The 25,547-nt window shown below is 66.5% G+C and carries 24 protein-coding genes and 1 pseudogene; 15 read left to right on the top strand and 10 right to left on the bottom strand.

The annotated features are described in order from the left end of the window. Positions 1-47 precede the first annotated feature (47 nt). The gene (locus ACFWF1_RS30200; RefSeq protein WP_379283756.1) at positions 48-1,409 is read right to left on the bottom strand and encodes a DUF349 domain-containing protein; all 1,362 of its coding nucleotides are present in this window, start codon (positions 1,407-1,409) and stop codon (positions 48-50) included. Positions 1,410-1,662: 253 nt separating this feature from the next. Here ACFWF1_RS30200 and ACFWF1_RS30195 point away from each other — a divergent pair, with 253 nt between their 5' ends. The 6 genes from ACFWF1_RS30195 (at position 1,663) to ACFWF1_RS30170 (ending at position 9,163) form a co-directional block, all read left to right on the top strand. After that, positions 1,663-2,409, top strand: coding sequence for a hypothetical protein (locus ACFWF1_RS30195; RefSeq protein ID WP_379283757.1), 747 nt, complete (start codon positions 1,663-1,665; stop codon positions 2,407-2,409). 139 nt (positions 2,410-2,548) lie between these two features. Further along, positions 2,549-3,481, top strand: a complete 933-nt coding sequence (gene miaA, locus ACFWF1_RS30190) for a tRNA (adenosine(37)-N6)-dimethylallyltransferase MiaA (protein ID WP_379283758.1) — start codon at positions 2,549-2,551, stop codon at positions 3,479-3,481. Continuing rightward, a complete protein-coding gene (locus ACFWF1_RS30185; RefSeq protein WP_379283760.1) occupies positions 3,478-4,314 on the top strand; it encodes a TrmH family RNA methyltransferase in 837 nt (278 codons plus the stop codon). Before miaA ends, ACFWF1_RS30185 begins: the two co-directional genes overlap by 4 nt. A gap of 33 nt (positions 4,315-4,347) precedes the next feature. After that, entirely contained in the window at positions 4,348-5,253 is a 906-nt protein-coding gene (gene dapF, locus ACFWF1_RS30180) for a diaminopimelate epimerase (RefSeq protein ID WP_379283917.1), read from the top strand. Positions 5,254-5,861: 608 nt separating this feature from the next. After that, on the top strand, positions 5,862-7,304 hold the full coding sequence (hflX, locus tag ACFWF1_RS30175; RefSeq protein ID WP_379283918.1) for a GTPase HflX: 1,443 nt from the start codon (positions 5,862-5,864) through the stop codon (positions 7,302-7,304). Between the two features lie 953 nt (positions 7,305-8,257). Then, on the top strand, positions 8,258-9,163 hold the full coding sequence (locus tag ACFWF1_RS30170) for a lysophospholipid acyltransferase family protein (protein ID WP_379283762.1): 906 nt from the start codon (positions 8,258-8,260) through the stop codon (positions 9,161-9,163). 357 nt (positions 9,164-9,520) lie between these two features. On the opposite strand, the gene ACFWF1_RS30165 is transcribed toward ACFWF1_RS30170, so the two are convergent. Next, positions 9,521-11,521, bottom strand: coding sequence for an ArnT family glycosyltransferase (locus ACFWF1_RS30165; protein ID WP_379283763.1), 2,001 nt, complete (start codon positions 11,519-11,521; stop codon positions 9,521-9,523). Between the two features lie 255 nt (positions 11,522-11,776). On the opposite strand from ACFWF1_RS30165, the gene ACFWF1_RS30160 reads away from it, so the two are divergent. Further along, positions 11,777-12,922: an acyl-CoA dehydrogenase family protein gene (locus ACFWF1_RS30160; protein WP_357378807.1), complete on the top strand. Its 1,146-nt coding sequence runs from the start codon at positions 11,777-11,779 to the stop codon at positions 12,920-12,922. A 297-nt stretch (positions 12,923-13,219) separates the two neighbouring features. Here ACFWF1_RS30160 and ACFWF1_RS30155 read toward each other — a convergent pair whose 3' ends face one another. After that, the gene (locus ACFWF1_RS30155) at positions 13,220-13,762 is read right to left on the bottom strand and encodes a helix-turn-helix domain-containing protein (protein ID WP_379283765.1); all 543 of its coding nucleotides are present in this window, start codon (positions 13,760-13,762) and stop codon (positions 13,220-13,222) included. Positions 13,763-13,823: 61 nt separating this feature from the next. Between ACFWF1_RS30155 and ACFWF1_RS30150 the strand changes: the two genes are divergently transcribed. Further along, positions 13,824-14,654, top strand: coding sequence for an alpha/beta fold hydrolase (locus ACFWF1_RS30150; RefSeq protein ID WP_379283767.1), 831 nt, complete (start codon positions 13,824-13,826; stop codon positions 14,652-14,654). On the opposite strand, the gene ACFWF1_RS30145 is transcribed toward ACFWF1_RS30150, so the two are convergent. The 5 genes and pseudogenes from ACFWF1_RS30145 to ACFWF1_RS30125 form a co-directional block, all read right to left on the bottom strand. Then, complete coding sequence (locus tag ACFWF1_RS30145; protein ID WP_379283769.1) at positions 14,651-15,097, bottom strand: GNAT family N-acetyltransferase; 447 nt, start codon at positions 15,095-15,097, stop codon at positions 14,651-14,653. The genes ACFWF1_RS30150 and ACFWF1_RS30145 overlap by 4 nt on opposite strands. Before the next feature lie 33 nt (positions 15,098-15,130). Continuing rightward, positions 15,131-15,862: an energy-coupling factor ABC transporter ATP-binding protein gene (locus ACFWF1_RS30140; protein ID WP_379283770.1), complete on the bottom strand. Its 732-nt coding sequence runs from the start codon at positions 15,860-15,862 to the stop codon at positions 15,131-15,133. Beyond that, positions 15,847-16,608, bottom strand: a complete 762-nt coding sequence (gene cbiQ, locus ACFWF1_RS30135; RefSeq protein WP_379283772.1) for a cobalt ECF transporter T component CbiQ — start codon at positions 16,606-16,608, stop codon at positions 15,847-15,849. Before cbiQ ends, ACFWF1_RS30140 begins: the two co-directional genes overlap by 16 nt. Next, on the bottom strand, positions 16,609-16,968 hold the full coding sequence (locus ACFWF1_RS30130) for a PDGLE domain-containing protein (RefSeq protein ID WP_379283919.1): 360 nt from the start codon (positions 16,966-16,968) through the stop codon (positions 16,609-16,611). It lies immediately after the preceding gene. Positions 16,969-17,001: 33 nt separating this feature from the next. Further along, positions 17,002-17,664 (bottom strand): annotated as a pseudogene (locus tag ACFWF1_RS30125) (energy-coupling factor ABC transporter permease); the annotation flags it as partial. A gap of 127 nt (positions 17,665-17,791) precedes the next feature. On the opposite strand from ACFWF1_RS30125, the gene ACFWF1_RS30120 reads away from it, so the two are divergent. Both ACFWF1_RS30120 and ACFWF1_RS30115 read left to right on the top strand, forming a co-directional pair. Continuing rightward, the gene (locus ACFWF1_RS30120) at positions 17,792-18,154 is read left to right on the top strand and encodes an ArsR/SmtB family transcription factor (RefSeq protein ID WP_379283773.1); all 363 of its coding nucleotides are present in this window, start codon (positions 17,792-17,794) and stop codon (positions 18,152-18,154) included. 120 nt (positions 18,155-18,274) lie between these two features. Continuing rightward, positions 18,275-18,457, top strand: coding sequence for a YegP family protein (locus tag ACFWF1_RS30115; RefSeq protein ID WP_379283775.1), 183 nt, complete (start codon positions 18,275-18,277; stop codon positions 18,455-18,457). Here ACFWF1_RS30115 and ACFWF1_RS30110 read toward each other — a convergent pair whose 3' ends face one another. Together ACFWF1_RS30110 and ACFWF1_RS30105 are read right to left on the bottom strand one after the other, a co-directional pair. Next, positions 18,458-18,763, bottom strand: coding sequence for a hypothetical protein (locus ACFWF1_RS30110; protein WP_379283776.1), 306 nt, complete (start codon positions 18,761-18,763; stop codon positions 18,458-18,460). 345 nt (positions 18,764-19,108) lie between these two features. Then, the gene (locus ACFWF1_RS30105) at positions 19,109-20,590 is read right to left on the bottom strand and encodes an FAD-dependent monooxygenase (RefSeq protein WP_379283778.1); all 1,482 of its coding nucleotides are present in this window, start codon (positions 20,588-20,590) and stop codon (positions 19,109-19,111) included. A 94-nt stretch (positions 20,591-20,684) separates the two neighbouring features. On the opposite strand from ACFWF1_RS30105, the gene ACFWF1_RS30100 reads away from it, so the two are divergent. From ACFWF1_RS30100 to ACFWF1_RS30080, 5 genes are all read left to right on the top strand, one after another. Then, entirely contained in the window at positions 20,685-21,332 is a 648-nt protein-coding gene (locus ACFWF1_RS30100; protein WP_379283780.1) for a TetR/AcrR family transcriptional regulator C-terminal domain-containing protein, read from the top strand. 70 nt (positions 21,333-21,402) lie between these two features. Further along, on the top strand, positions 21,403-21,777 hold the full coding sequence (locus ACFWF1_RS30095; RefSeq protein WP_357378855.1) for a hydrogenase maturation nickel metallochaperone HypA: 375 nt from the start codon (positions 21,403-21,405) through the stop codon (positions 21,775-21,777). Then, positions 21,735-22,589, top strand: a complete 855-nt coding sequence (gene hypB, locus ACFWF1_RS30090) for a hydrogenase nickel incorporation protein HypB (protein WP_379283781.1) — start codon at positions 21,735-21,737, stop codon at positions 22,587-22,589. The genes ACFWF1_RS30095 and hypB overlap by 43 nt, the downstream gene beginning before the upstream one ends. A gap of 85 nt (positions 22,590-22,674) precedes the next feature. Then, complete coding sequence (locus ACFWF1_RS30085; RefSeq protein WP_379283782.1) at positions 22,675-23,730, top strand: hydrogenase expression protein HypE; 1,056 nt, start codon at positions 22,675-22,677, stop codon at positions 23,728-23,730. Positions 23,731-23,741: 11 nt separating this feature from the next. Beyond that, positions 23,742-25,538 (top strand): nickel-dependent hydrogenase large subunit, encoded by a 1,797-nt coding sequence (locus ACFWF1_RS30080; RefSeq protein WP_379283783.1) that lies wholly within the window; start codon positions 23,742-23,744, stop codon positions 25,536-25,538. Positions 25,539-25,547: the final 9 nt, after the last annotated feature.

Here is a 25,547-nt window from a genome sequence, read left to right as displayed (position 1 = left end):
CTTTGGACTGTCCGGCGGGGTGAAGGGCGCCTTCGGTCGGAACGGGGTTAGCGGTTGGTGACCGCGCCCTCGGCGGCTTCGGCCCACTCGCGCCACTGCTTGGCCTGTTCGAGGGCCTTCTCGGCGTCGCGGGCCTTGCCTGCGGCTTGGGCCTTGGCGGCCTGTTCCTCGAATTGGGCTACGCGCTCGCGGAATTGGGCCGCGCGGGCCATCGCCTCCGGGTCGGTGCGCCGCCACTGTGCGTCGACGGCGTCGCGGACCCGCTTCTCGATGGTGCGCAGCTTGCCTTCCAGTTCCTGCATGCGTTCGCGTGGGACCTTGCCGAGGGCGTCCCACTTGTCCTGCAGTTCGCGCAGCGACGCGCGGGCGGCTTCCAGGCCGTTGGCCGGGTCGATGTGCTCGTAGGCCTGCAGCAGCTCTTCCTTGGCGGCGGCGTTCGTGTCGAACTCGGCGTCGCGCTCGGTGACCGCGGCGTTGCGGGCGGCGAAGAACACGTCCTGCGCGCTCTTGAAGCGCCGCCACAGCGCCTCGTCGGCCTCGCGCGGCGCGCGGCCCGCGGCCTTCCACTCGGCGAGCAGGTCGCGGAAGATGCCCGCGGTGCCGACCCAGTCGGTCGAGCCGGACAGTTCCTCGGCGCGCACGCACAGCTCTTCCTTGCGCGTCTTCGCGGAGGCGCGTTCCCGGTCGAGTTCGGCGAAGTGCGCACCGCGCCTGCGGTTGAACGCCTCACGCGCCTTGGAGTACCGCTTCCAGAGCGCGTCGTCGACCTTGCGGTCCACGCCGCGGATCGACTTCCACTCGTCGAGGATCTCGCGCAGCCGGTCGCCCGCGGCCTTCCACTGGGTGGATTCGGCCGCGATCTTCTCGGCCTCGGCGCACAGCGTTTCCTTGCGCTCGGTGTGCTCGTGGCGCGCCTTGTCTTTCTCCTCCTTGGCCTGCGCGGCAGCCTCTTCGGAGTGTTCGGCGATCGCGGCCAGGCGCTTGGCGAGCCCGTCGATATCGCCGATGACGGCGGCGGTGGGCAGCGATTCGGCGAGGGCGACGGCGGCGGCCTTGGTCTTGCGGGCGTCCGCGCCCGCGGCCAGGCGGGCCTCCAGCAGTGCGACCTCGGTGGCCAGGTCGTCGAATCGGCGGCCGAAGTGGGCCAGCCCCTCGGCGGCGTCACCGGCCTGCCAGGAGCCGACCTGACGTTCGCCGTCAGCGGTCCGCACCCAGGCGGTGCCGTCGTCGTCGACCCGGCCCCACGCGCTGGGGTCGGAGACCGTCGGCACGACGGGATGCGGATGCTGGGCCTGGCCCGGCGTCGCGTGCGGCTTGGGCGGTTGGATCGAGCCACCGGGTTTCGGGGCACCGGAAGAGCGCGGCATCGCGCCGGGGCTGGCTTTCGCGGTTCCGTTGCTGTCGGTCATTGCTCCTCGTCCCTGCCGCGCGTCACGGCTGCCTGGTTACGCCCTAGCTCATCCCATTGAACCCGGTTTGAGCCCTTGTGACCATCGACCCATGCCTTCACTCGGCGGAATCTCGGGGATTGCAACCCCTGATGACCTGGGTTGTAGCTCATCGAACAGTATCAATCTCGACCAGCTTTGCGGCAGAGACACTCGAACCCGGGCGGTACCCGCGGTGCGTAAGGGCGTCGCGCGGAACGGTTACGGTTATCCGGTGTTCTCGATTGCCGCCCTGGTCCCGTCGCCGCCGATCCTGGTGCCCGAGCTCTGCGGCGGTATGACGGGCGAGCTTCCCGGTCAGCAGGGTGATCCGCGCGCGGTGCTGCGCGCGGCCGTGCTGACGGCTGCGGAAAGGCTTGCGGCAGTGACAGACCGCTGGACAGTTGTCGGCACCGGGGCCGCCGACCAGGTGTTCGGTTCCGAGTCGGCCGGTACGTTCCGCGGGTTCGGCGCGGACGTGCGGGTCGCGCTTTCCGCGGCTGCGACAGCCGAGCCGGATCCCCAGCATCCGCTGCCGGTATTGATCGCCGGCTGGTTGCGGGGACAGGTCGCACCGGGCGTGAGTGCCGAGGTTCGCATTGTTGCCGAAGACACTCCGGTGGCGTGCTGCTTCGAACTCGGCGCGAAACTGCGTGCAGAATTGGACAATTCGGACGAACGGCACGGTGTGCTGGTGATCGCGGATGGTGCCGCGACGTTGTCGTTGAAGGCGCCGGGGTATCTCGACGATCGGGCTGCCGCTGTGCAAGCAGAACTGGATCGTGCGTTGGCCGCGGGTGACCTTGCCGGATTGCGTGCGCTGGATCCTGCGCTGAGTGCGGAACTGGTGATGTCCGGGCGGGCCGCCTATCAGGTGCTGGCCGGATTGTTCGACACTGATCCGATGGTCGAGACGCTCTACCAGGACGCTCCGTTCGGCGTCGGCTACGACGTCAGTCTGTGGCGACCGGAGTCCGCATGAGCGAGCGCGGCGAGCGAAAATTAGGCACAGCCGAGCGAGCCATGCACGCAACGGCATCGGGCCGGGAACGGTGGGCGTCGGCGAGGTGCGATCGTGCGCGAGTGCCGCGGGATGGCGTCCCGCACCACGGAGGCGAGTCGTGAGCGATCCCGCCATCACCCCGATCGCCGTTGTTGGTCCCACCGCCACCGGCAAATCGAATCTCGGCCTCGACCTCGCCGAACGACTCGGCGGTGAGATCGTCAACATCGACGCGATGCAGCTCTACTGCGGCATGGATGTCGGCACCGCGAAACTCACCGTCGCCGAACGGCGTGACATCCCGCATCATCAACTCGATGTGCTCGACGTGACCGAAACCGCGACCGTCGCCGCCTACCAGTCCGCGGCGAGCGCGGACGTCGTCGAGATCATGGCGCGCGGTCGCGTGCCGGTCATCGTCGGCGGTTCGATGATGTATGTGCAAGCGCTGCTGGACAAGTGGGAGTTCCCGGCCACCGACCCGGTCGTGCGCGCCCGTTGGGAGAACGTGCTCGCCGAGGGGGGCGTCGACGCGGTGCACGCGGCATTGCAGGCCGCGGATCCGGCTGCGGCAGCGACCATCCTGCCCACCGACGGCCGCCGCATGGTGCGTGCGCTCGAGGTCGTCGAACTCACCGGCCAGCCGTTCGCCGCCTCCGCACCCGAGATCGGCACGCCGCGCTGGGGCACGGTGATCATCGGTGTCGACCGCGAGACGGCCGCGCTGGACGAACGGATCGAACGCCGCACCGAGCTGATGTTCGCCGCCGGACTCGTCGACGAAGTACGCACCTTGATCGAGCACGGCCTGCGCGACGGCGTCACCGCCCGGCGCGCCATCGGGTACGCACAAGTCCTGTCGTACCTCGACAACGAATACGACTTAGAGCACGCGCAAGAACGCACCCTGATCGGCACCAGGCGCTACGTTCGGCGGCAGCGCTCGTGGTTCCGGCGGGACCCCCGGGTGCGCTGGGTGGACGGCGCCGCCCCCGATCTGGTGGCGACCGCGCTCGCCCTGCTCGACGAGAAAGAACGGACTCCGCAGTGACCCGACGTGTGAGCACCCGCAATGCCTCGGTCCAGGTATGGCAGGCGTACCTGAACAACCGGACCAAACGCCACCGCGACGGGCGCTTCCTGGTGCAGGGTGTCCGCCCGATCACCCAGGCCGTCGCCAACGACTGGCCGCTGGAGACGCTGCTCTACCGCCTCGGCACGCCCGACCTGTCCAGCTGGGCCAGGGAGCTACTGGACACCAGCGACGTGCCGCAGGTCGGCCTGGTGCCGGAGTTGATGGCCGAGCTCGGCGAAAAGGTCGGCGGCATACCGGAATTGGTCGCCGTCGCGGTGTCGCGGCAGCAGGAGCTCGACACCTTCGAGCCGGGGGAGCCCGGCGAGGACGCGCCGGTGGTCGTGGTGTTCGACCGGCCTAATTCGCCGGGCAATCTGGGCACGTTGATCCGATCGGCCGACGCGTTCGGCGCCAGCGGTGTGATCGTCACCGGGCACGGCGCCGACCAGTACGACCCGCAGGCCGTGCGCGCGTCGACGGGCTCGCTGTTCGCCATGCCGATCGTGCGCGCGGCCGGGGCCGCACAGGTTCTCGAATTCCGGGACCGGCAGGTGCGGCGCGGCATCCCGACCCGGATCGTCGGCACCGACGAGCACGGTCCGCACGCGGCCTACGACCACGACTTCGGCGACGCCACCATCCTCGTCGTCGGCAACGAGACCAGCGGGATGAGCGCCGCCTGGCAGGAAGCCTGCGACGACATGGTGCACATCCCGATGGGCGGCACCGCCAGCTCGCTCGGCGCGCCCTCGGCCGCCGCCGTCGCGCTCTACGAAATTTCCCGGCAGCGCCGGACGTTTGCCAAATGACGAGTAGTTAGGGAGAACACGTACGTGTCGGATATCGAGTTCACCAAGGGGCACGGCACCCAGAACGACTTCGTGGTGCTGCCGGACCTCGAGGTTCGGCTGGAGCTGACCGCCGAGCGGATCAGCGCGCTCTGCGATCGCCAACGCGGCCTCGGCGCCGACGGTGTGCTGCGGGTGGCGCGGGCCGGTGCGTTGCGTGCCGCGGGCGTGCTCGCCGAGCTGCCCGAGGGTGTGGACGAGACCGACTGGTTCATGGACTACCGCAACGCCGACGGCTCGATTGCCGAGATGTGCGGCAACGGTGTTCGGGTGTTTTCGCACTACCTGGTGGCCTCCGGATTGGAGACCGAGCACGAATTCGTCGTCGGTAGTCGTGCGGGTGGACGCCCGGTCGTCGTGCACTCCGCCACCGCGGTCGACGGCGACGTCACCGTCGACATGGTCACGGTCGACATGGGCACCGTGCGCGAACTCGGCGAATCCACCGCCACCATCGCGGGCTGGGCCTACCCCGGCATCGGCATCGACGTCGGCAACCCGCACCTGGCCTGCGTCGACCCCGAGCTCTCCGCGGACGGCCTGGCCAAACTCGACCTCACCGTGCCCCCCGGCTACGACCCCGACCTCTTCCCGCACGGCGTCAACGTGGAAATCGTGACCGCCCTCGACGCCGACCGCTCCGTCGACATGCGCGTCTACGAACGCGGTGTCGGCGAAACCCGTTCCTGCGGAACAGGAACCGTAGCCGCGGCCGCCGCGGCCCTGGCGCGCGAAGGTTTCGACCTCGCGACCGACACCGGCGAGGTCCGCATCCGCATCCCCGGCGGGGAGGTCACCGTCGGCCTGTCCAACGGCACCGCCTGGCTGCGCGGGCCTTCGGTACTCGTCGCGTCCGGGACCATCGCCGAGGGCTGGTGGCAGCACCTCGGATCGCTTTAGGTCTACCGGATTCGCACCGGCCGTGCGCGGTTGGTGGCATCGCTTGGTTGCGCGGGCTCGTGGATCTGATCGCGTCGGGCGCTGTCGCCGACGGGCGGTGGTTGAACCGTTTCCGCGAACCCGCTGCGGCCGAGTGGCTCGTCGGTTCTCGTCGTGTCGGCCATTCGCGCGAAGGGCGGCGGCAGTCGTGGAGTCCGTCCTTGTCTCGGCCCGTGCAAGGTTTGGCGGCGCGGATTGGATGCATAGCTGGTCGGGGACGACGTCTGGCGGCGCCAATTGGCTGGGGTGGTCGTCGGTTGTGGGCACTCGCGGAGGGGCGCTGACAGCCGGTCTGCTCCGCCCACCAGGTCGTATCCAGGTTTCGTGTCAGCGCCGCACGGACTTGACCCGACAACCCCCAACACGCTGTGCGCAATATCCGAATGCGCCATGTCGGTGCATCGTGGGATCATGGATCTTGTATGACGAAATCTAAAGTTTATGAATTCACTCCGGCCGACGACTTCACCGAGACGGCCGATGACGACATCCAGCTCGACGCTGCCGCCGACGGCGCGCTGTCCGACGACGCCGAGACCGGCGATGTCGTCGCCGAGCACGCCGCGCGGATGAAGCGCTCCGGCGGCTGGACGTCGGCAAACCCCACGGTCGGCGAGATGCAGCTCGACGAACGCAGCTCGCTGCGTCGCGTCGCTGGGCTGTCCACCGAACTCACCGACATCACCGAGGTCGAGTACCGGCAGCTGCGCCTGGAACGGGTCGTGTTGGTCGGCGTGTGGACCACGGGCAGCGCGGCGCAGGCCGACGCGAGCATGACCGAACTGGCCGCGCTCGCCGAGACCGCGGGTTCCGAGGTGCTCGAAGGACTGATCCAGCGCCGCGACAAGCCGGACCCGGCCACCTACATCGGCTCCGGCAAGGCCGAAGAGCTGCGGGCCGTGGTGCTGGAAACCGGCGCCGACACCGTGATCTGCGACGGTGAGCTCACCCCTGCGCAGCTGACCGCGCTGGAAAAGGTCGTCAAGGTCAAGGTGATCGACCGGACCGCGCTGATCCTCGACATCTTCGCCCAGCACGCCACCTCCCGCGAGGGCAAGGCTCAGGTCGCGCTGGCGCAAATGGAATACATGCTGCCGCGACTGCGCGGCTGGGGTGAGTCCATGTCCCGGCAGGCCGGTGGTCGCGCGGGCAGCAACGGCGGCGTCGGCCTGCGTGGCCCCGGTGAGACGAAGATCGAAACCGATCGTCGCCGCATCCGCGAGCGAATGGCCAAGCTGCGCCGCGAGATTCGCGAGATGAAGACCGCGCGCGACACCATGCGGGCCCGCCGCAGTTCCAGCGGCATCCCGTCGGTGGCGATCGTCGGCTACACCAACGCGGGCAAGTCCAGCCTGATGAACGCGCTCACCGGCGCCGGACTCCTGGTGCAGGACGCGCTGTTCGCCACCCTCGATCCGACCACCCGCCGTGCCGATCTCGACGACGGCCGCGAGGTCGTGTTCACCGACACCGTCGGTTTCGTCCGGCACCTGCCGACCCAGTTGGTCGAGGCGTTCCGGTCGACGCTGGAGGAAGTGACCGGCGCCGACCTGCTACTGCACGTGGTCGACGGTTCCGACGCGCTGCCCGCCGAGCAGATCAAGGCGGTCCGCGAGGTGATCACCGACGTGATCAAGGAGCAGGGCACCTCGGCCCCGCCGGAACTGCTGGTGGTCAACAAGATCGACGCGTTGGACCCGATGGCGCTCACCCGCCTGCGCGGCCAGCTCCCGGACGCGGCGTACGTCTCCGTCCGCGCCGACCTCGGCATCGACGCCCTGCGCGACCGCCTCGCCGAGGTGCTCGGCGGCCTCGACGCCGAAATCAGCATCCTGCTCCCGTACAGCCGCGGCGACCTGCTCGCCCGCATCCACGCCGACGGCCGCATCATCGATTCGACCCACGAGGAAGGCGGCACCCGAGTCCACGCCCGCGTGCCCCACTCCCTCGCCGCGGCCCTCTCGGAATACGCCCACGCCGGCGGCGCGGAACCCAACGGCCACGCCGAGTAGCCAGCTCCCGTGACACCGAACGGGACATGACGGCGGCCTCACTCGCACGTCGCCGCCACCATGTCCCGCTCGGCGGACTCCTGCTGCTTCCGTCGGCGCTGCTCACGCCCCCGGCGCACGGTTTGTGCCGCTGCGTATGAATTTGCTGGCAATTTCGTACGCAGCGCGAGGGATCGTGCGCGGCGGCTACTGCATGCAAACCAGGGGCACCCGATCGGCGCCGTGCGCGTTGTCGGCAGACGCGCGTGGCGCTACCTCGCGCGCGCAAGTTGTGTCGGTGCGCATGAAAGTGTCAGCAAATTGACGCGCAGCGGGAGAATCGGTGCGCGGCGACTTTGCCAACAAGGCCGAGGGCCGGTTCGCTGCGGTCAGCGTCGACGCGAGCGATGCCACCCGCGCGCGCAAGTTGTGTTGGCGCGCATGAAATTGCCAGCAATTTGAGGCGCAGCGCGCGAATCGGTGCGCGGCGACTTTGGTCAGCAGGCCGGGGCATGGTTCGGTGGTGTCACTGTCGATGCGAGCGCTCGCGGTGCCGCCCTCGCGCGCGCAAGTTGTGTCGGTGCGTATGAAACTGCCAGCAAATTGACGCGCAGCGGGAGAATCGGTGCGCGGCGACTGGGCCAGCAGGTCGGCTGTGCGGGGCGGTGTGGTCCGGCGTCGCTAGTCTGTGTGTGGGCTAGAGCTGTGAACGTTTCCGTGGTTAGGTCTCGCATGTTCGTGCTGGCGCACATGAGCCATGGTCGCGCGCACGTATTGTGCTGATGCGGATGAAATCGTCAGCAAATTTTTGCGCGGGACGACGAGTTGTGCGCGGCAGGCGGGCGGTGGTTTCGGTCGTGGGGGAGCGGGCGGTGAGCTCATAGCAGACCGGTCAGATTGTGTTGGCGCTCACATTCGATGCGGCACAGTGGATTTCGTTACGGTATCGTTCGAGGCGACATCAGGAGGGATGTATGTCGCACGACCGTGTGGGTTCGGCCGATTCCGCAGATAAGGCGTCCGGTGCGCTGTTGCTCGACAAGCCGGCGCTCAGCGACGGTGCCCCGCTGGCGGTTTCGCTGACCGACAGCGATCTTCGGGTAATCGAAGCGCTGCTGTCGCCGTTGCGCGCGTGGACCAGTCCGCGGTTCTACGGACTCGACAACATTCCCACCGACGGTCCCGTCCTGCTCGTCGGCAACCACAATCTGATGGGCGGCATCGACGCCCCGCTGCTGCTGCCCGAGGTACTGCGCCGCCGCGGCCGCCTGATCCGTGGCCTCGCCGAGAACGTGCTGATCGCGGTCCCCGGCGTGCGGCACTTCCTGCACCGCTACGGCGCGGTCCGCGGCACCCGCGGCAACTGCCTCGCTCTGCTGAAGCGCGGCGAGGCCGTCATCGTGTTCCCCGGCGGTGGCCGAGAGGCGGTGCGTCGCAAGAACGAGAAGTACGTCCTCAAATGGGAGGGCCGCACCGGCTTCGCTCGAATGGCGATCGAAGCGGGCGCACCGATCGTGCCGATCGCGATGATCGGCGTCGACGACGCCTACGACATCGTCATCGACGGTGACCACCCACTGCTCCGCCCCCTGCGCTGGACCGTCGAAGCCCTCGGCATGAACCCCGAGCTGACACCCCCACTCCTGCGCGGCCTCGGCCCCACCGTCCTCCCACGCCCCGAACGCTTCTACTTCTCCGCAGGCACCCCCATCGACCCAGCCCCCTGGCGCGACGCCGACGACATCACCACGGCCGCAAAGGAATTGCGCGACGTCGTCCGCAAGGCTCTGGAGGAGGAACTGAAATTCCTCTTCACCGAACGCGACCACGACTCCGGCCGCACCCTGTTCGGCCGACTGCGCGACCGCCTCCGCCGCTGACCCCACACCACCGCTGACTTCCCGCCCCGAGAATCGCACGCGAATTCGGTGCGCCTAGTCAAAGTGGTGCGGCGGTCGGCCGGTGCCCGCGCCGAACTCTCCCACCCGACCTGGCGAACGCAGTGATGCCGCCGCACCACTCCTGATTTCCCGCACCGGGAATCGCATGCGATTTTCAGTGCAGAGCATCAGAAGTGGTGCGGCTGGCGGGTTTGCGCCTGCGCCTCGCGCCCAGCTCGCCGCCGACCTTGCGCCTACTGACGCTGCGCTGATGTCGACGCACCATTCCTGATTTGGTGCACCGAGAATCGCATGCGAATTTCGGTGCGGGAGATCAAGAGTGGTGCGGGGATGGGTCTAATTCGGGTGCGGGGTCAGGTCGTACACCGCGATGTTGCCGATGTGCGTCGCGGTGTAGTGGTGGCTCACCCATTCCGCGATCTCTGGCTTCCCGGTTACCTGCCACGGCTTTTCGGGTGCGGATGGTGTGGTAGTGCCCGGCTGTCCGCCGGTTTTCCATGACGCGGGTAGCTGCATCTCCTGCACCAGGTAGTACGTCAACTCATGGTCGGCCACGATCTGCTGGAACTCCTCTAACGTCGGTACCGGGTCTTCGGCCGCGAATCCGCCGATGGCGATCACCGGGGTACGGCTGGCTAATTCGAGTGCGGCGGCGATCGAACCTCGATCTACCGCGGCGGACCACCTGGTGGTGCTGCTCATCAGCATCGTGACGAGCTGTGGATTGGTGAACGCGCCACCGTCGGCGAAGTTCTGCGTCTGGCGGTGGATCAGCGCCGCGATCCCGGTCTCGACGGGTTTGGCCGGTCCGACCAGGGGACTGCGGCCGACGTGGGCTTGCGGCAGCGTGGCCGCCGCGTACGCCGTCGACCCGCCGAGCCCGGCGAGCACTCCGACGACCACCAGGATCGCGGTAGCCCTGGTCCGCGCGACCCGCCACCCGGCCGTCACCGGAATCGCGGTCGCCAGCACTCCGAGCGCCGCCGCCACCGTCACCCCGGCGACGGTCCAGCGCACCCACGGCATCCAATCCGAATTACGTTGCAGCACAACAAAAGCCCACAGGCCCATGGTCAGTATCAGCGCGGCGGCCCCGAGCTTGCCGAGCAATTCGTCGCGCCGCACCCACAGCTCATGCACGCCAACCGCGACCATCCCGGCCGCGGCAGGCGCGAGGGTCAGCGTGTAGTAGGAGTGCTCGATGGCCTTCATCGCACTGAAGGCGCCACCCATCGTGATCAACCACAACCCGAAAACCAATGCTGCGCCACGTATTTGATCGGTGCGCTGCGCACCCCACCGGGACGCCAGCACCACCACGAACGCCAACAGCGCGGCCGGAACCAGCCACGAGATCTCGAACCCGCTCTCGCCGGCAAACAGTCGGCCGATCCCGGGCGAGCCGAAATCGTTGAAGCTCTGCAGAAGTCCGGGCGGCGTCTGATAACCGGACGGCAGGTCGATCTTCCCGGTCGCGGGAGTGTGACCGAGGAAGCGCCCGAATCCGTTGTAGCCGAGCACAGAATCCATGAAGCTGTTGTCCGTCGAGCCGGCGAGATACGGTCGCGATGATTCAGGCCACAGGACGGTCAGCAACACGTACCAGCCGGCCGAGACGATCAACGCCGCAGCGGCACCGACCAAGTGCCACAACCGATTACGCAGGGACGTGGGCGCGACGATGAGATACGTGACACCCAGCGCGGGCAACACCATCAACCCTTCGAGCAACTTGGCCAAGAACGCGAACCCGAGCGCGACACCGGCCATCATCAGCCACCGCCCGTTCGCGCGCTCCAACGCCCTGATGGTGCAGTAGCCGCCCGCGGTCATCAGCAACACCAACACCGCGTCCGGGTTGTTGAACCGAAACATCAACGCCACCACCGGCGTAACCGCCAACACCACCCCGGCCAACAGCCCGGCGGCCCGGCTCCGCGTCGCACGCGCCACCGCCCCATACGTCAACCCGACCGCGCCCACCGCCATCAACGCCTGGGGAATCAGCATGCTCGCACTGCTGAATCCGAACAACTGCCCGGACAGCCCCATTACCCACTGGGAAACCGGCGGCTTGTCGACAGTGATGAAGTTGCTCGGATCGAGCGAGCCGAACAGCAGCGCCTTCCAGTCCCGCGACCCCGCCCAGGCCGCGCCCGCGTAGAAGTTGTTGCCCATGCCGTTGACGGTGATATGCCACAGATACGCGATCGCGGTCCCGAGCAGCAGCACGGTCACTCCGAGGCGTTCCACCGGACGGGCCGGTGGCAGGGCTGTCGGACTGGAGATTGGGGCAACGGAACCGGTCGGAGCCGTCGCGATGAGGGTCGCCGCCATCGTCCAACGGTCGCATGCTGATGTTCACCAAAAGTTGGACAGCGGGTTAACACGACGTCGGAATTGTGTGGTCGAGGACACTGCGGGCTCGGCCGGGGTTTGTCGAGAATCTCGGTCTTCTTCCACGATGCCCGACGCCGCGCCTGGTTAGCCAACGATTCCGCCCCAGAAGTGAACTGCGATTCTCGTTCCGGGTACCGTATGAGGCAATGACGGGTCGGTGTCGACCGGCCGGTGGGTCACTAGGAGGTTGGTGTGGAGCGCACACTGTTCGAACCCGAACATGATCTGTTCCGGGAGTCGTTCCGCAAGTTTCTCGATCAGCACGTCGCGCCGAACCACGCGAAGTGGGAAGAGCAGGGCATTGTCGACCGCGCGGTCTGGCTCGAGGCAGGCAAGCAGGGCTTCCTGGGCATGGCCATGCCGGAGGAGTACGGCGGCGGCGGGGTCAAGGACTTCCGCTACAACGCGATCGTGGCCGAGGAATCGGTCCGCGGCCAGTACTCCGGCCTCGGTTTCGCCCTGCACAACGACGTGATCGCACCGTATCTGTCGGAGCTGGCCAACGAGGAGCAGAAGCAGCGCTGGCTGCCCGGCTTCTGTTCCGGCGAGATCATCACCGCGATCGCGATGACCGAGCCCGGCACCGGCTCCGACCTGCAGGGCATCAAGACCCGTGCGGTCCGCGACGGTGACGACTGGGTGCTCAACGGCGCCAAGACCTTCATCACCAACGGCATCAACGCCGACATCGTCATCGTGGTCGCGCAGACCGACCCCGAGAAGGGCGCGATGGGCTTCAGCCTGCTCGTCGTCGAGCGCGGCATGGCCGGCTTCGAACGCGGCCGCAACCTGGACAAGCTCGGCCTCAAGGCGCAGGACACCGCCGAGCTGAGCTTCACCGACGTCCGGGTGCCCGCCGCCAACCTGCTCGGCCAGGAGGGCGCGGGCTTCATCCACCTGATGCAGAACCTGCCCCAGGAGCGCCTGTCCATCGCCGTGATGGCCGCCGCCGCGATGGAGGCGTGCCTGGACATGACCATCCAGTACGTCCGCGACCGCAAGGCCTTCGGCAAGCCCATCGGCACCTTCCAGAACACCCGCTTCGTGCTCGCCGAACTCGCCACCAAAACCACCGCCGTCCGCGTCCTGGTCGACCGCTTCATCGAAGACCTCAACCGCGGCAAGCTCTCCGTCGAAGACGCCGCCATGGCCAAATGGTGGAGCACCGAAGAACAGGTCGACCTCATCGACCGCTGCCTCCAACTACACGGCGGCTACGGCTACATGAAGGAATACCCGATCGCCAAGGCCTACATGGACGCCCGCGTCCAAACCATCTACGGCGGCACCACCGAGATCATGAAGGAAATCATCGGGCGTTCGCTGAAACTGTCCTGATAGGAATGGCTCGAGCGAGCCTGCACGGTCCTGACCGATGCGCCACGTTGGATCAACGCTGAAGCGTAGAGGTGGCGTAGGCGGGAGCGCGGGAGCGCTTGACCATACCGTCCGCACACCACGGATTACCGCCCTTGGTGCGGACGGAGATTCGCGCTTCCGCTGCGCGCTCTCGAGGAACTCGCTGAGTGCTTGCCTTGACTGCAATCAGGGCTGGACAGCAACAGCGGCGCTGCCAGACCGTGAGCCGCCCGCGGTGTAGCCCTCGCCGAGCTCGGCCTCGGTGTCGCGTTGGTGTCAGGGCGGCGAAGCCGGTTTCTCACCCGGGAAGAGGATCGGGCTGATCAAGTATGGTCTGCGGCCTAGCCCGGGCTGGTTCGCGGTGAGGGGCGTGACGAGGTCCCGGAAGCCGGTGAGCATCGTGTCGAGTTCCTCGGGGCTGAGCCACAGCGTGCCTTGGCGGTAGCCGACCGCGTCGGTGGCGGGGTCGGCGTCGGGGCGATCGAGGTAGGCGTTGAACTCGGCGATCAGGACGGCCATGGCGGCGGCGAATCCTTGGCGATGATCGTTCGGGGTCATCGCGGCACTCGCCTCGGGGGAAATGGTCGGGCGGTCGGGTCGCAATCGGTAGGAGCGTTCCACCGCGCCGCGCACGCGTCGTTCGTGACCGATCTCGAGCATTCCGCCGTCGGTGAGCAGGCCGAGCTGCCGGTAGACGCTGGTCCGAGGCACATCGGGCATGCGGTCGCACAATTCTCCGGCGGTACGCAACCGGCCGCCGGACAACGCGTGGATGATGCGCAATCGCACCGGATGGAGCAGCAACTCAGTCGGGTCCATACCGGAACTATCCCATATTTGGTACCATTCCCAAAGTTGGGATAATAGGAAGGCGGCCGCGATGCGGGATGTACCCGGGCGTCGAATGATGCTGAACAGCAATGAGATCTACGTCGAAGAGTCCGGTACCGGGAATGCCTGGGTAGTGTTCGAATCCGGTGCGGGCGCCGGGCGAACACTCTGGGATCCGGTGATGCCACTACTGAGGGAGGTCGTGCATACCGTCGCCTACGACCGGGCCGGTCGTGGCCGCAGCGGCCGCCCCGCGGAACCGCAGACCATCGATGACATGGCGGCCACCCTGGTCGCATTGGTCCAGGCGCTCGCGCCGGAGCGGTTGATTCTGGTGGGCCACAGCATGGGTGGGCTGATCGTCCGTCGCGCCGCCGAAACTCTGTCACCGGCTGGGCTCCTGCTCATCGATCCGACACCGGAATCCGCTCCGAACTACGACAATTGGGCGCCGACCGTCAAAAAGACCGACCGCATCCTCGCCGTGGAGCAGGTCCTGAGCCACGTCCCACCGCTCATGCGGATACTGACAGGCTCCTACGGGCGCAAATTCCCCGTCGACACCTATGCGACCATGCTGGCCGAGGACTTCACTCCCGCCGGGCTCGCGACCACCCGGCACGAGATAGCGGCCGTCGCGGCGGCGATCGACGAATTCCGCCGCCGCCCACCGGAACCGCCGAAATCCGGCGTCATCGTCATCTCGGCAATCCACGCCGCCGGCCACCAGGCTCGCAATCTCGGACACATGCGTGAATACCAGCGCCGATACGCTGACCAGGTCGGCGCCCAATACGAAGATGCCGACTCCGAACATGTCATCCCCGCCGAGCGGCCCGAACAAATCGCCGCCGCGGTTCGACGACTGGCGACCACTTAGCACTCGGTGCCGAGGGGGAGGCGGTAGACGAGGGAGTCGCGGGGGCTGAAGCCTGCTCGCTGGTAGAGGCGGTTGGCGGACTCGCGGGATGGTCGCGAGGTCAGGTCGACGGTGCGGGCTCCGGCTTTGCGGGCGAGTTCGACTGCTGCGTTGGTGAGTTCGAACGCGACACCCTTGCCTCGGGCGGATTCGTCCACGACCACGTCTTCGATGCGGGCGCGCACGCCGGTCGGGATCGCGTAGGTGATGAGCGTGAGCATGCCGACGACGGCCGCGTCGGACGAAGCGATGAGTAGCGTCGCGGAGTCGGACGCGATGAGTTTGGCGAGCGCGTCGACGGTCAGCGGCGCGGCCGTCGTCGACAGCTGCCGAACGAGCGCGTTGACCTCTGCTGCGAGGTCTGCCGTGGCATGCAGCGCCGTTGTGATTTGGATGTCACCCATCGGCACAAAGTAATGGACGGGTCAGGGCGGCGGTCAGCTGAGGCGGTGTTTGGCGAGAAGGGCTGTGTCGTCGAGGATTTCGGGGGTGGGGCCGTCGGCGACTATGTGGCCTGCGTCGAGGATTACTGCTCGGTCGCAGATGCGGTGGGCGTAGGGGAGGTCATGGGTGACCATGAGGATGGTGGTGGGGAGGGTGGTCAGGACGTCGGCCAGTTCGCGGCGGGCTACGGGGTCGAGGTTGGCGGCTGGTTCGTCGAGGACGAGGACTTCTGGTTGGCAGGCGAGGACGGTGGCCAGGGCGGCGCGGCGGCGTTCGCCTACGGAGAGTTGGGTGGGGGAGCGGTCGGCTCGGTCGGACATGCCGACGGCGGCGAGGGCGTTGCGGACGTTTTCGGTGAGTTGGGTGCCGCGGATGCCGAAATTGGCGGGGCCGAAGGCGACGTCCTGTTCGACGGTGGGCATGAAGAGTTGATCGTCGGGGTCTTGGAAGACTAGGCCGACGCGTTGGCGGATGGCGCGAACGGTGTTGCGGTTCAACAGGGTTCCGCCGATATGCACCTCGCCCGAGGCTGCGATGAGGACGCCGTTCAGATGCAGCATCAGGGTGGACTTTCCGGCGCCGTTGGGGCCGAGGACGGCGACCCGTTCGCCGGGGGCGATGTCGAGATCGACGCCGTGCAGGGCGCCGGTTCCGTCGGGGTAGGCGAAGGTCAGATCGACCAAACGTACTGCGGGCGTTATCGAGTCGGTCATCGGAGCGCCCATGCGTTCAGGCAGACGCAGATCGCGGCGACGGCGGGCAGGCAGCCGAGTAACCATTGCGTTCGTGTCGCGGGCAGGGTGCCGAAATCCGGTACGGCACCGTCGAAACCGCGCGACAGCATCGCCAGATGCACTCGCTCGCCGCGTTCATAGGAACGCAGGAACAAGGTGCCCGCACCCCTTGCCGTAGCGCCGGCCTGGCGCAGAGTTCGTGGGTCGTCACCGCGGGAGATCCGCGCCAGCCGCATCCGTGCCGCCTCCTCGAGCAGCACGTCGATATAACGGAGCATCAGCACGACAATGGTCACGATCATGCCGGGAACACGCAGCCTGGTGAGCCCGCCCGGCAATTCGCGCACGTTCGTAGTAGCGGCCAACGTCAACGAAACTCCCACGCCGATAGTCCCTTTCGCGACGATCCCCCATGCGGCATACAGCCCGGTAGTAGAAAGCGACATCCCGAGAAACGTCGTCCGCGGCTCACCCGCCGCGAATGGCAGCAATACGGCCAGCACAACGAAGGGCAGTTCGATCAGCAGCCGGGGCACGATCCACCGCAACGGAATGCCCGACCATCCCCAGAACACGACCAAACCGAGCGCATAACAGCCGAAGGGCCAGAACAATTCTCGCGGCGTCGCCACTACGGCGAACACCGTCAGCACCGCGCAGACGATCTTCACCTCGGCCGGAACCCGATGCGCCGGTGAACTTCCCGGCAGATACAGGCGATGGCTGGTGACGGTCACTTACGTCGACTCCGGCTCGGTAGCACTGTGGGCGTGGTTCTTCCGTCCGGTCCGAATCAGGTTCACCACACCGAACAGCACCGCGAACGCGGCACCGACCCCGAGAATGCCTGCCACGCCGGTGAGTTTGTTGTCGCCATCGATCGTGTAACCCGCCAACGGCGACTTCGCGAGGTGGTGCTCCTTGGCGTTCTTGGCGATGCAGTCGCCCTGTAGCTGCTCGGCACCGTCGACCTGGACCACGGTGCACCCACGCTGAGTGGTGGCGTCGAGCCCGTCCGGCTGCGAACTCGCCACGTACGACAGCAGTCCCGCGACGAGCACCGCCACCGCGGCGAACGCGAACAGGAATCCGGTCATCGACAGCCGTGCCCGCAGCGGTGTCGCGGCGGTCCGGCGCTGACCGGTGACCCGCAACAGATAGACGAGATCGGGTCGTGCGTTGACCACCGCGATGAGCGTGATCGCGGTGATGATCCCTTCCCCGACGCCGATCAGCGCGTGCGTGATGAGCATGTACCCCGCGACCGCTCCGACCGTCGAGCCCGCCGCACCGCCGATCGCGTACTCGATGACGAAACCCAAGGAGGCGCCGACAGTTCCGACGAAGGCGGCCACGAATCCGACGATCCCGATCCCCGCATCGGCTCGCCGCCGGGACAGTACCGGCAGCACGAGGCGCGCGACCGTGTACCCGACCGTGACCCCGATCAGCGACATGTTCGTGATGTTCGTGCCGAGCGCGGTCAACCCACCGTCGGCGAACAGAAGTGCTTGCACGACAAGCACAATCGCCACGCACAGCGCACCGACATATGGCCCGACCAGAATCGCGGCAAGCGCGCCGCCCAGCAGGTGCCCGCTCACCCCCGGCATGATCGGAAAGTTCACCATCTGCACCGCGAAAATGAACGCCGCCACCAGCCCGGCCATCGGCGCGGCCCGCTCGTCCAGCTCGGCACGGGCCCGCCAGGCCGCGAAACCTAGGCCGCCGACCGCGATCACCGCAAAGATCAAGGAGGTCGGCACGTTGACGATGCCGTCGCTCATGTGCATGGCCTGGGTGGTGCTGTAGCTCACCCCTCGAGACGATACTCGCGATACATGATCAGTTGAACAGATGTTCCTATAACGGTAAGGACTGGTCGTATCCGCCCAGGACCGGCAGAGTAGACATGTGGCAGTGAGCATTCCGCTGGACCCCGATCACGCAGGCCGTGCCGCATCGGGTTTGGATATCGCCGGCATCGAGCACTGGGCGGGCCGTTTCGACCTGCTCTCCGACGCCAACCGGCTCCGCCTCCTGGTGTGCCTGCATCACGCGCCCGACATCAGCGTCAGCGATCTCGCCGCCGCCGTCGGCATGTCCGGCACCGCGGTCTCGCACGCGCTGCGCCTGCTCCGCCACCAAGGCTGGGTATCCAGTGCCAAGCACGGCCGCATCGTCCGCTACCGCCTCGCCGACGACACCATCCACGACCTGCTGCATTGGATCGGCGCCACGCATGCGGAGGAATCGATCGAGCACGAAGTCGTAGGCACCTGATCGCACACGGTTCCTGCGCGAGCGTTGGTTGCCGGTCGGTGGCTGTGAGGATTGAGCACGTGCTGAGCGGTTACTTGTACCGCGACAGGTGTTTCCGGTCGAGCGAAAGACGAGGTAGCCATGGCCGCCAAATTGGAGCTGTACACAGATAAGGCCGCGAAGACCCGTTGGCGACTCGAGGCGCCGAACGGCGAGGTCATCGCCGCCAGCCAGGCGTATGAGAGCAAGGCCGCGGCGAAGAGCGGCATCGAGTCGGTGCAGAAGAACGCTTCCGTCGCGACGGTCGACGATCAGACCGGGTAGTCAATCGGCGGTGCGGACAACCTCGTTGCCTGAGATTGTCCAGCTGCCGCCCTCGCGGGTCGCCCCGCGTAGTCCGTCGAGGACTTCGGGGCCCGCGAGCGCCGCGCTCATCGGATCGGCCAGCGACGCGAACGCGAAGGTGCGGCGCGCGGTCCAGCGGGTGGAATGCACGAGCCGTCGGCTCAATTGCACGAAACCCGGGACGGAGGCGGCGATTACCCACGCATCGGGGGCTCCGGCGGTGAGGCGTTGGGCCTGCCGCAGCCAGGATGCGGCCTCCTCGGGCCAGTCGACGACGGCCGACACGCGGTATCCGAGCTCGCGGCACGCCGAAGAAAAAGCATTCGCCGCAGCGGCGGAGTGGAAATCTCGGCTGTGTCCGATGCTGACGGTCGTGCCAGATTGATGTTGTTGCTGCAACATCACCAGGAGGCGCTCGAGTTCGGCTTCGGTGTGCGGCAGGGGAGTCGGCGGCGGCGGAAACAGCCCTAGATTTCGCAGCCGCGGCGAGGGACGATCGACCGCACCGCGCGCACGAAATGCGTGGTTTCCGGACAACTTCCGTTGCATGCTCACACCTCGAAGACGCTGGCACCACGCGATTCGTGAGATGGCGAGATCCGTCGTCGTCCCCAATGCGGCTGGACCAGTTCAGGATGCCGGACCGAACCAGGTGGCCAGCGCTTCGACCAGGCCGTCGTCACCGGCCTGGTCGCTGACCCAGGCCGCGTAACCGTCGGGCCGGATGAGGATAGCGGCCGGAACCGCGATGTCACCCACGCCGGGGACGGCCCAGCGCTCATCCCGGCTGCGCGCGTCGACCACATCGACCCGGTCCCGCCACCCCTGCGCCGACGGAGCCTGGTTCCCGTTGAGCCGCAACAGCATCGGACGGCCCGAGCGCAGCAGTTCGAAGACCCGAGTGTCGCCTTCGTCTGTGCTGAGATCTCCGTCGGGCACTCGCCGTCCGGCCAGCGGATGATCCCCCTTGGTGTCATACCGGATGTCGAGCGCGGTGATCATCAGTCCGAGCCGCTCCCGCACCACATCCATATCGATCAGATCGCCCATGATGTCCCGCAACGCCTCCATATGCGCCCCCGGGCGCTGCAACGCGGTCTGTGCCCGGGTGTTGTGCAGCACGCGAGCGCCCACCGGAAGCCGCTCGGACTCATAGGTGTCGAGCACTTCGTCGGACCCGTTGCCGCGCAACGCGATTGCCAACTTCCAACCAAGATTGACCGCGTCCTGCACGCCGAGGTTCTGCCCCTGCCCACCCGCGGGGTAGTGGATGTGCGCCGCATCGCCGGCGAGGAAGACGCGCCCGTCGCGGTAACGATCCGCCTGCCGCGCCGCATCACCGTAATGCGTCACCCAGCGCGGGCTGTGCATGCCGAAATCGGTGCCCGCGATCTCGACGAAGTTCTTCCGGAAGTCCTCGAACGACAGCGTCGATCCACGCTCCATGACGAGGTCGTGCCGCTGTACGACCAGCCGCCACCAGCCGGGCTCGAACTGCACCGCCGAGTAATCGCCTGCCCCACGCCGCAGCCCGAAGAACGGCTCCGCAGGCGGCTCGGCCAATTCGACATCGGCCAGCATCCCGGTCGCGGTCGCATCGGTCCCGGTGAACCCGATCCCTGCCAGCTTGCGCACCGTACTGCGCCCGCCGTCGCAGCCGACCAGATAGGCGGCGCGAATCTGGTAGGTCCCGTCCGGTCCGCCGACCTCGACGTCGATCCCGGTCGCGTCCTGCCGGAACCCGGCGACCGGCGATCCCCACCGCACCGGCGCGCCCAATTCGGTTGCGCGCCGGTCGAGTTCGCGTTCGACCACCGACTGTAGTACAGCGAGCATGAACGGATACCGCGTGTGGAAGTCGCTGAAATCCAAACGCAACGCACTGAAGTGTCCCGCAGGCATGACGCGCCCCTGTGGCATCAGGTCGTCGAGCAACCCGCGCTGATCGAAGATCTCCATGGTGCGTGCGTGGATGCCACCGGCACGCGATTCGCCGGTACGCGCGGGCAGCCCGTCGAGCAGGACCACGTCGACTCCGGCCAGCCGCAATTCGGCCGCCAGCATCAGCCCGGTAGGCCCGCCACCTGCGATAACAACCTCGGTCGTCTCCATGACCCGCTCCTTAACAACGTTAAATCCTTTAACGCCGTTAAGTAGACAGCGAACGTTGTTAAGCTGTCAAGAGTTTCCCGATCAGGAGGCGGCAGTGAAGCTCGATACCCAGGTCATCGCCCAGGCGGCACTGGACCTGCTCGACGACGTCGGCCTCGAGGGCCTGACCATGCGCAAAGTGGCCGCGGCACTCGACGTCCAGGCGCCCGCGCTCTACTGGCACGTCAAGAACAAGCGCGAACTACTCGACGCGATGGCGCGGACCGTCTTCGTCGCGGCCGTCGACGGCGTCGAGGCGCCGCGGCAGGGCGAGGCGTGGCAAGAATGGGCGATCGGGCTCGCCCTCCGGCTGCGCCGGTCGATGCTGCGCTACCGCGACGGCGCGAGCGTGCTCGCGGGTACCTACGTCGACGACGAAGCAATGTGGCGCACAGTGGAATTGAGCTTGCGCACGCTCGAGGACGCCGGCTTCGAACTCGCCGACGCGGTCCGCGTCTTCCCGATCCTGCTGCACTACACCGTCGGTTTCGTCATCGAGGAGCAGGCGCGCGGCGGAGCGGAATACGACAACAATCCCTACCGGCCCGATCGCATCGAAAAGGTCGTCGACACCACCCGATACCCATTGACCGCCAAATTGGTAGACACCCTTTTCACTGCTGATTACGACGCCGAGTTCGACCACGGTCTGCGCGTCATTCTGGCCGGAATCGGCACTACTAGAACGGGACAACCGCGCTGATTCGGCCACGACGGCGCCGGTCGCGGAGGTAGCCTCGAAAGGGGTCCTACTCGATGATCCGAGAACCGCGATGCACGAAATGGCCATTACCCAGAGCGTCATCGACGCCGTATGTGAGCACGCCGCCGGCCGGACCGTCCACAGTGTCACCGTCGAGGTCGGCGCGTTATGTGCGGTGGTGCCCGACGCGATGCAATTCTGTTTCGAACTCGCCGCCGAGGGGACGGTCGCCGAAGGCGCGCGACTGGTCATTCAGCAAATACTCGGCACCGCCGAGTGTCGTTCTTGCGGCGCCGAATTCGGGCTGGCCGATCCGATTGTGCTGTGTCGTTGCGGGAGCGCTGACGTCGAGATCCTTTCCGGACGCGACCTACGCATCCGGTCGATGGAAGTGAGCGAAGCATGTGCGCAACCTGTGGATGTGGCGACGACGCGGCAGCCGTGATCCGCGTCCCGCACGAGCACCACCAGCACGGCGATCATGAGCACGACCACGAGCACGGCCATGATCATCACCACGAGCACCAGCACGGCCCCGGCGCCGATCATGTGCACCTGCCGCGCACCGAGACGGTGAGCCTGGAAATGAAGGTCCTGGCCAAGAACGACCAACTGGCGCAACGTAATCGGGAATGGCTGGCCGAGCGCGACATCCTCGCGCTCAACATGATGAGCTCGCCCGGCGCCGGCAAGACCACGCTGCTGGAGCGGACCATCCGGGAGCTCGGCGAGCTGCCGGTCGCGGTGATCGAGGGCGACCAGGCCACGCTGCTGGACGCCGAGCGGATCCAGGCGACCGGCTGCAAGGTGGTGCAGGTCAACACCGGCGCCGGTTGCCATCTGGATGCCGAGATGCTGCACCGCGCGCTGGACACCCTGGACCCCGCGCCGGGCACCTTGCTGTTCATCGAAAATGTCGGAAATCTCGTTTGCCCGGCACTGTTCGATCTCGGCGAACGCAGCAAGGTCGTGGTTATCTCGGTGACCGAGGGCACCGACAAACCGCTGAAGTATCCGCACATGTTCGCCGCCGCCGAGTTGGTGCTGATCAACAAGATCGATCTGCTGCCCTATGTCGACTTCGATCTGGACAAGTGCGGCGAGTTTGCCAGCGCGGTGAACCCGGGCGTTCAGATCCTTCCGCTCTCGGTAACCACAGGTGAAGGCGTGGATCGATGGTACTCGTGGCTTTTCGAGCAACGACGTCCTCTGAAATCGGCCGCCCTTGAGGATGCCGTGAAGCAGGGCCTAGAATAACGTGATCAGGATCACATTCGGATGATGTGTCTTCAAGCCCAGTGAGACCGCGAACCGAAGATCCGCTGTGGAAGGTGGCAGCTAGATGCCAACTCAGGAAGCAGTGCGAGCCGAAGAGACTCTGATCCATGTGCTCTGGATCAACGCGGGTCTCAGTTGCGATGGCGACTCGGTAGCGCTAACCGCCGCCACCCAGCCAAGTATCGAAGAGATCGCCTTGGGCGCCCTACCTGGGCTGCCCAAAATTGCGGTGCATTGGCCGCTGATCGATTTCGAGTGCGGTCCGAACGGTGGGGCCGACGACTTCCTGGAGTGGTTTTTCAAAGCCGATAGAGGCGAGTTGGAACCCTTTGTGCTGGTCGTAGAGGGTTCGATACCTAATGAAAACCTGCACGATGAAGGCTATTGGTGTGGTTTCGGCAATAACCCCGCGACGGGCCAGCCGATGACCACCAGCGAGTGGCTGGACCGTCTCGCGCCGAAAGCGACCGCGATTGTCGCGGTCGGTACCTGCGCGACCTATGGCGGCATCCACGCGATGGCAGGCAACCCGACCGGAGCCATGGGGGTGCCCGACTACCTCGGCTGGGATTGGAAGAGCAAGGCGGGCATTCCGATTGTCTGCGTGCCCGGCTGTCCCATTCAGCCGGACAATCTGTCGGAGACGCTCACCTATCTGCTCTACATGGCCACCGGTCAAGCGCCGATGATCCCGCTCGACGAGGCGTTACGACCCAAGTGGTTGTTCGGCGCGACCGTGCACGAAGGATGCGATCGCGCAGGCTATTACGAGCAGGGCGATTTCGCGACCGAATACGGCTCGCCGAAATGCATTGTGAAACTTGGCTGTTGGGGCCCGGTTGTGAAATGCAATGTGCCCAAACGCGGTTGGATCAACGGCGTCGGTGGCTGCCCGAATGTGGGCGGTATCTGCATCGGCTGCACCATGCCCGGCTTCCCCGACAAGTTCATGCCGTTCATGGACGAACCACCCGGCGGGAAGCTCTCCTCCGCCGCATCAGGGCTCTACGGATCCATGATCCGCAGCCTCCGACACATCACCGGCCGCACGGTCGACAAAGAGCCGCGCTGGCGGCACAAGGGCGAGAAGCTGACCACTGGCGCGACTCGCACCTGGTAGGAGGATCTTCGATGACTGCCATCGTCCCCGAGCCGTCGCACAAGAAGATCGACCCCAACAGCCTCGTCGAGATGGCCTGGGATCCGATCACGCGCATTGTCGGCAGCCTGGGCATCTATACCAAAATCGATTTCGAGAACCGGGAAGTCGTTGAGTGCCATAGCACTTCGTCGATCTTCCGCGGCTACTCGATCTTCATGAAGGGCAAGGATCCACGCGACGCGCACTTCATCACCAGCCGCATCTGCGGCATCTGCGGTGACAACCACGCGACGTGCTCCTGTTACTGCCAGAACATGGCGTACGGGGTGAAGCCGCCGAACCTGGCCGAGTGGATCGTCAATCTCGGCGAGGCCGCCGAGTACATGTTCGACCACAACATCTTCCAGGAGAACCTGGTCGGCGTCGATTTCTGCGAGCGGATGGTCGCCGAGACCAATCCCGGCGTGCTGGCGATGGCGGAGAAGACGCTCTCGCCGCACTCCAACGACCACGGCTACCGGACCATCGCCGACATCATGCGGGCGCTCAACCCGTTCACCGGCGAGTTCTACCGGGAAGCCCTGCAGGTCAGCCGGTATACGCGCGAGATGTTCTGCCTGATGGAAGGCAGGCACGTGCACCCGTCCACGCTGTATCCCGGCGGTGTCGGCACCGTCGCGACCATTCAGCTGATGACCGACTACATGTCCCGGCTGATGCGCTACGTCGAGTTCATGAAGAAGGTCGTGCCCATGCACGACGACCTGTTCGACTTCTTCTACGAGGCGCTGCCCGGTTACGAACAGGTCGGCCTGCGCCGCACCCTGCTCGGCTGCTGGGGCTCGTTCCAGGATCCCGATTTCTGCAACTTCAACTACAAGGACATGGCGGAGTGGGGCCGCAAGATGTTCGTGACCCCGGGTGTCGTCGTCGACGGCAGGCTGGTCACGACCTCGCTGGTCGACATCAACCTCGGCATCCGAATCCTTTTGGGCAGTTCGTATTACGACGACTGGACCGATCAGGAGATGTTCGTCAAGTCCGATCCGCTCGGCAACCCGGTCGACCGGCGCCACCCATGGAACCAGCACACGAATCCCCGGCCGCAGAAGCGCGACATGGACGACAAGTACAGCTGGGTCATGTCGCCGCGCTGGTACGACGGCAAGGACCACCTCGCGCTGGACACCGGCGGTGGGCCGCTGGCCCGGCTGTGGCCGACGGCGCTGGCCGGGCTGGTCGACATCGGCTACGTGAAGTCGACCGGGCACAGCGTGCAGATCAACCTGCCGAAGACCGCGCTGAAGGGACCGGTCAGCTTCGAATGGCACATCCCCGTGCACGGCAGTAACACGATCGAACGCAACCGCGCCCGCACCTACTTCCAGGCCTATGCCGCGGCGTGCGCGCTGCACTTCGCGGAGAAGGCGCTGGAGGAGATCCGGGCCGGCCACACCAAGACCTGGGAGAAGTTCGAGGTGCCCGACGAGGGCATCGGCTGCGGCTTCACCGAGGCGGTGCGCGGCGTGCTGTCGCATCACATGGTGATCCGGGACGGCAAGATCGCGAACTACCACCCGTACCCGCCGACACCGTGGAACGCCAACCCGCGCGACACCTACGGCACGCCGGGCCCGTACGAGGACGCGGTGCAGGGTCAGCCGATCTTCGAGGAGAACGACCGCGAGCACTTCAAGGGCATCGACATCATGCGCACCGTGCGCAGCTTCGATCCCTGTCTGCCGTGCGGCGTGCACATGTATCTCGGCAACGGCAAGACGCTGGAGAAACTGCACTCACCGACGCAAACGCTGACCGCGGAGTGAGGCCCGGTC

The organism is Nocardia sp. NPDC060255, assembly GCF_042727395.1.
Classification (GTDB): domain Bacteria; phylum Actinomycetota; class Actinomycetes; order Mycobacteriales; family Mycobacteriaceae; genus Nocardia.
The sequence above is the reverse complement of the archived record's forward strand: the minus strand, read 5'-3'. Positions and strand labels throughout refer to the sequence as shown.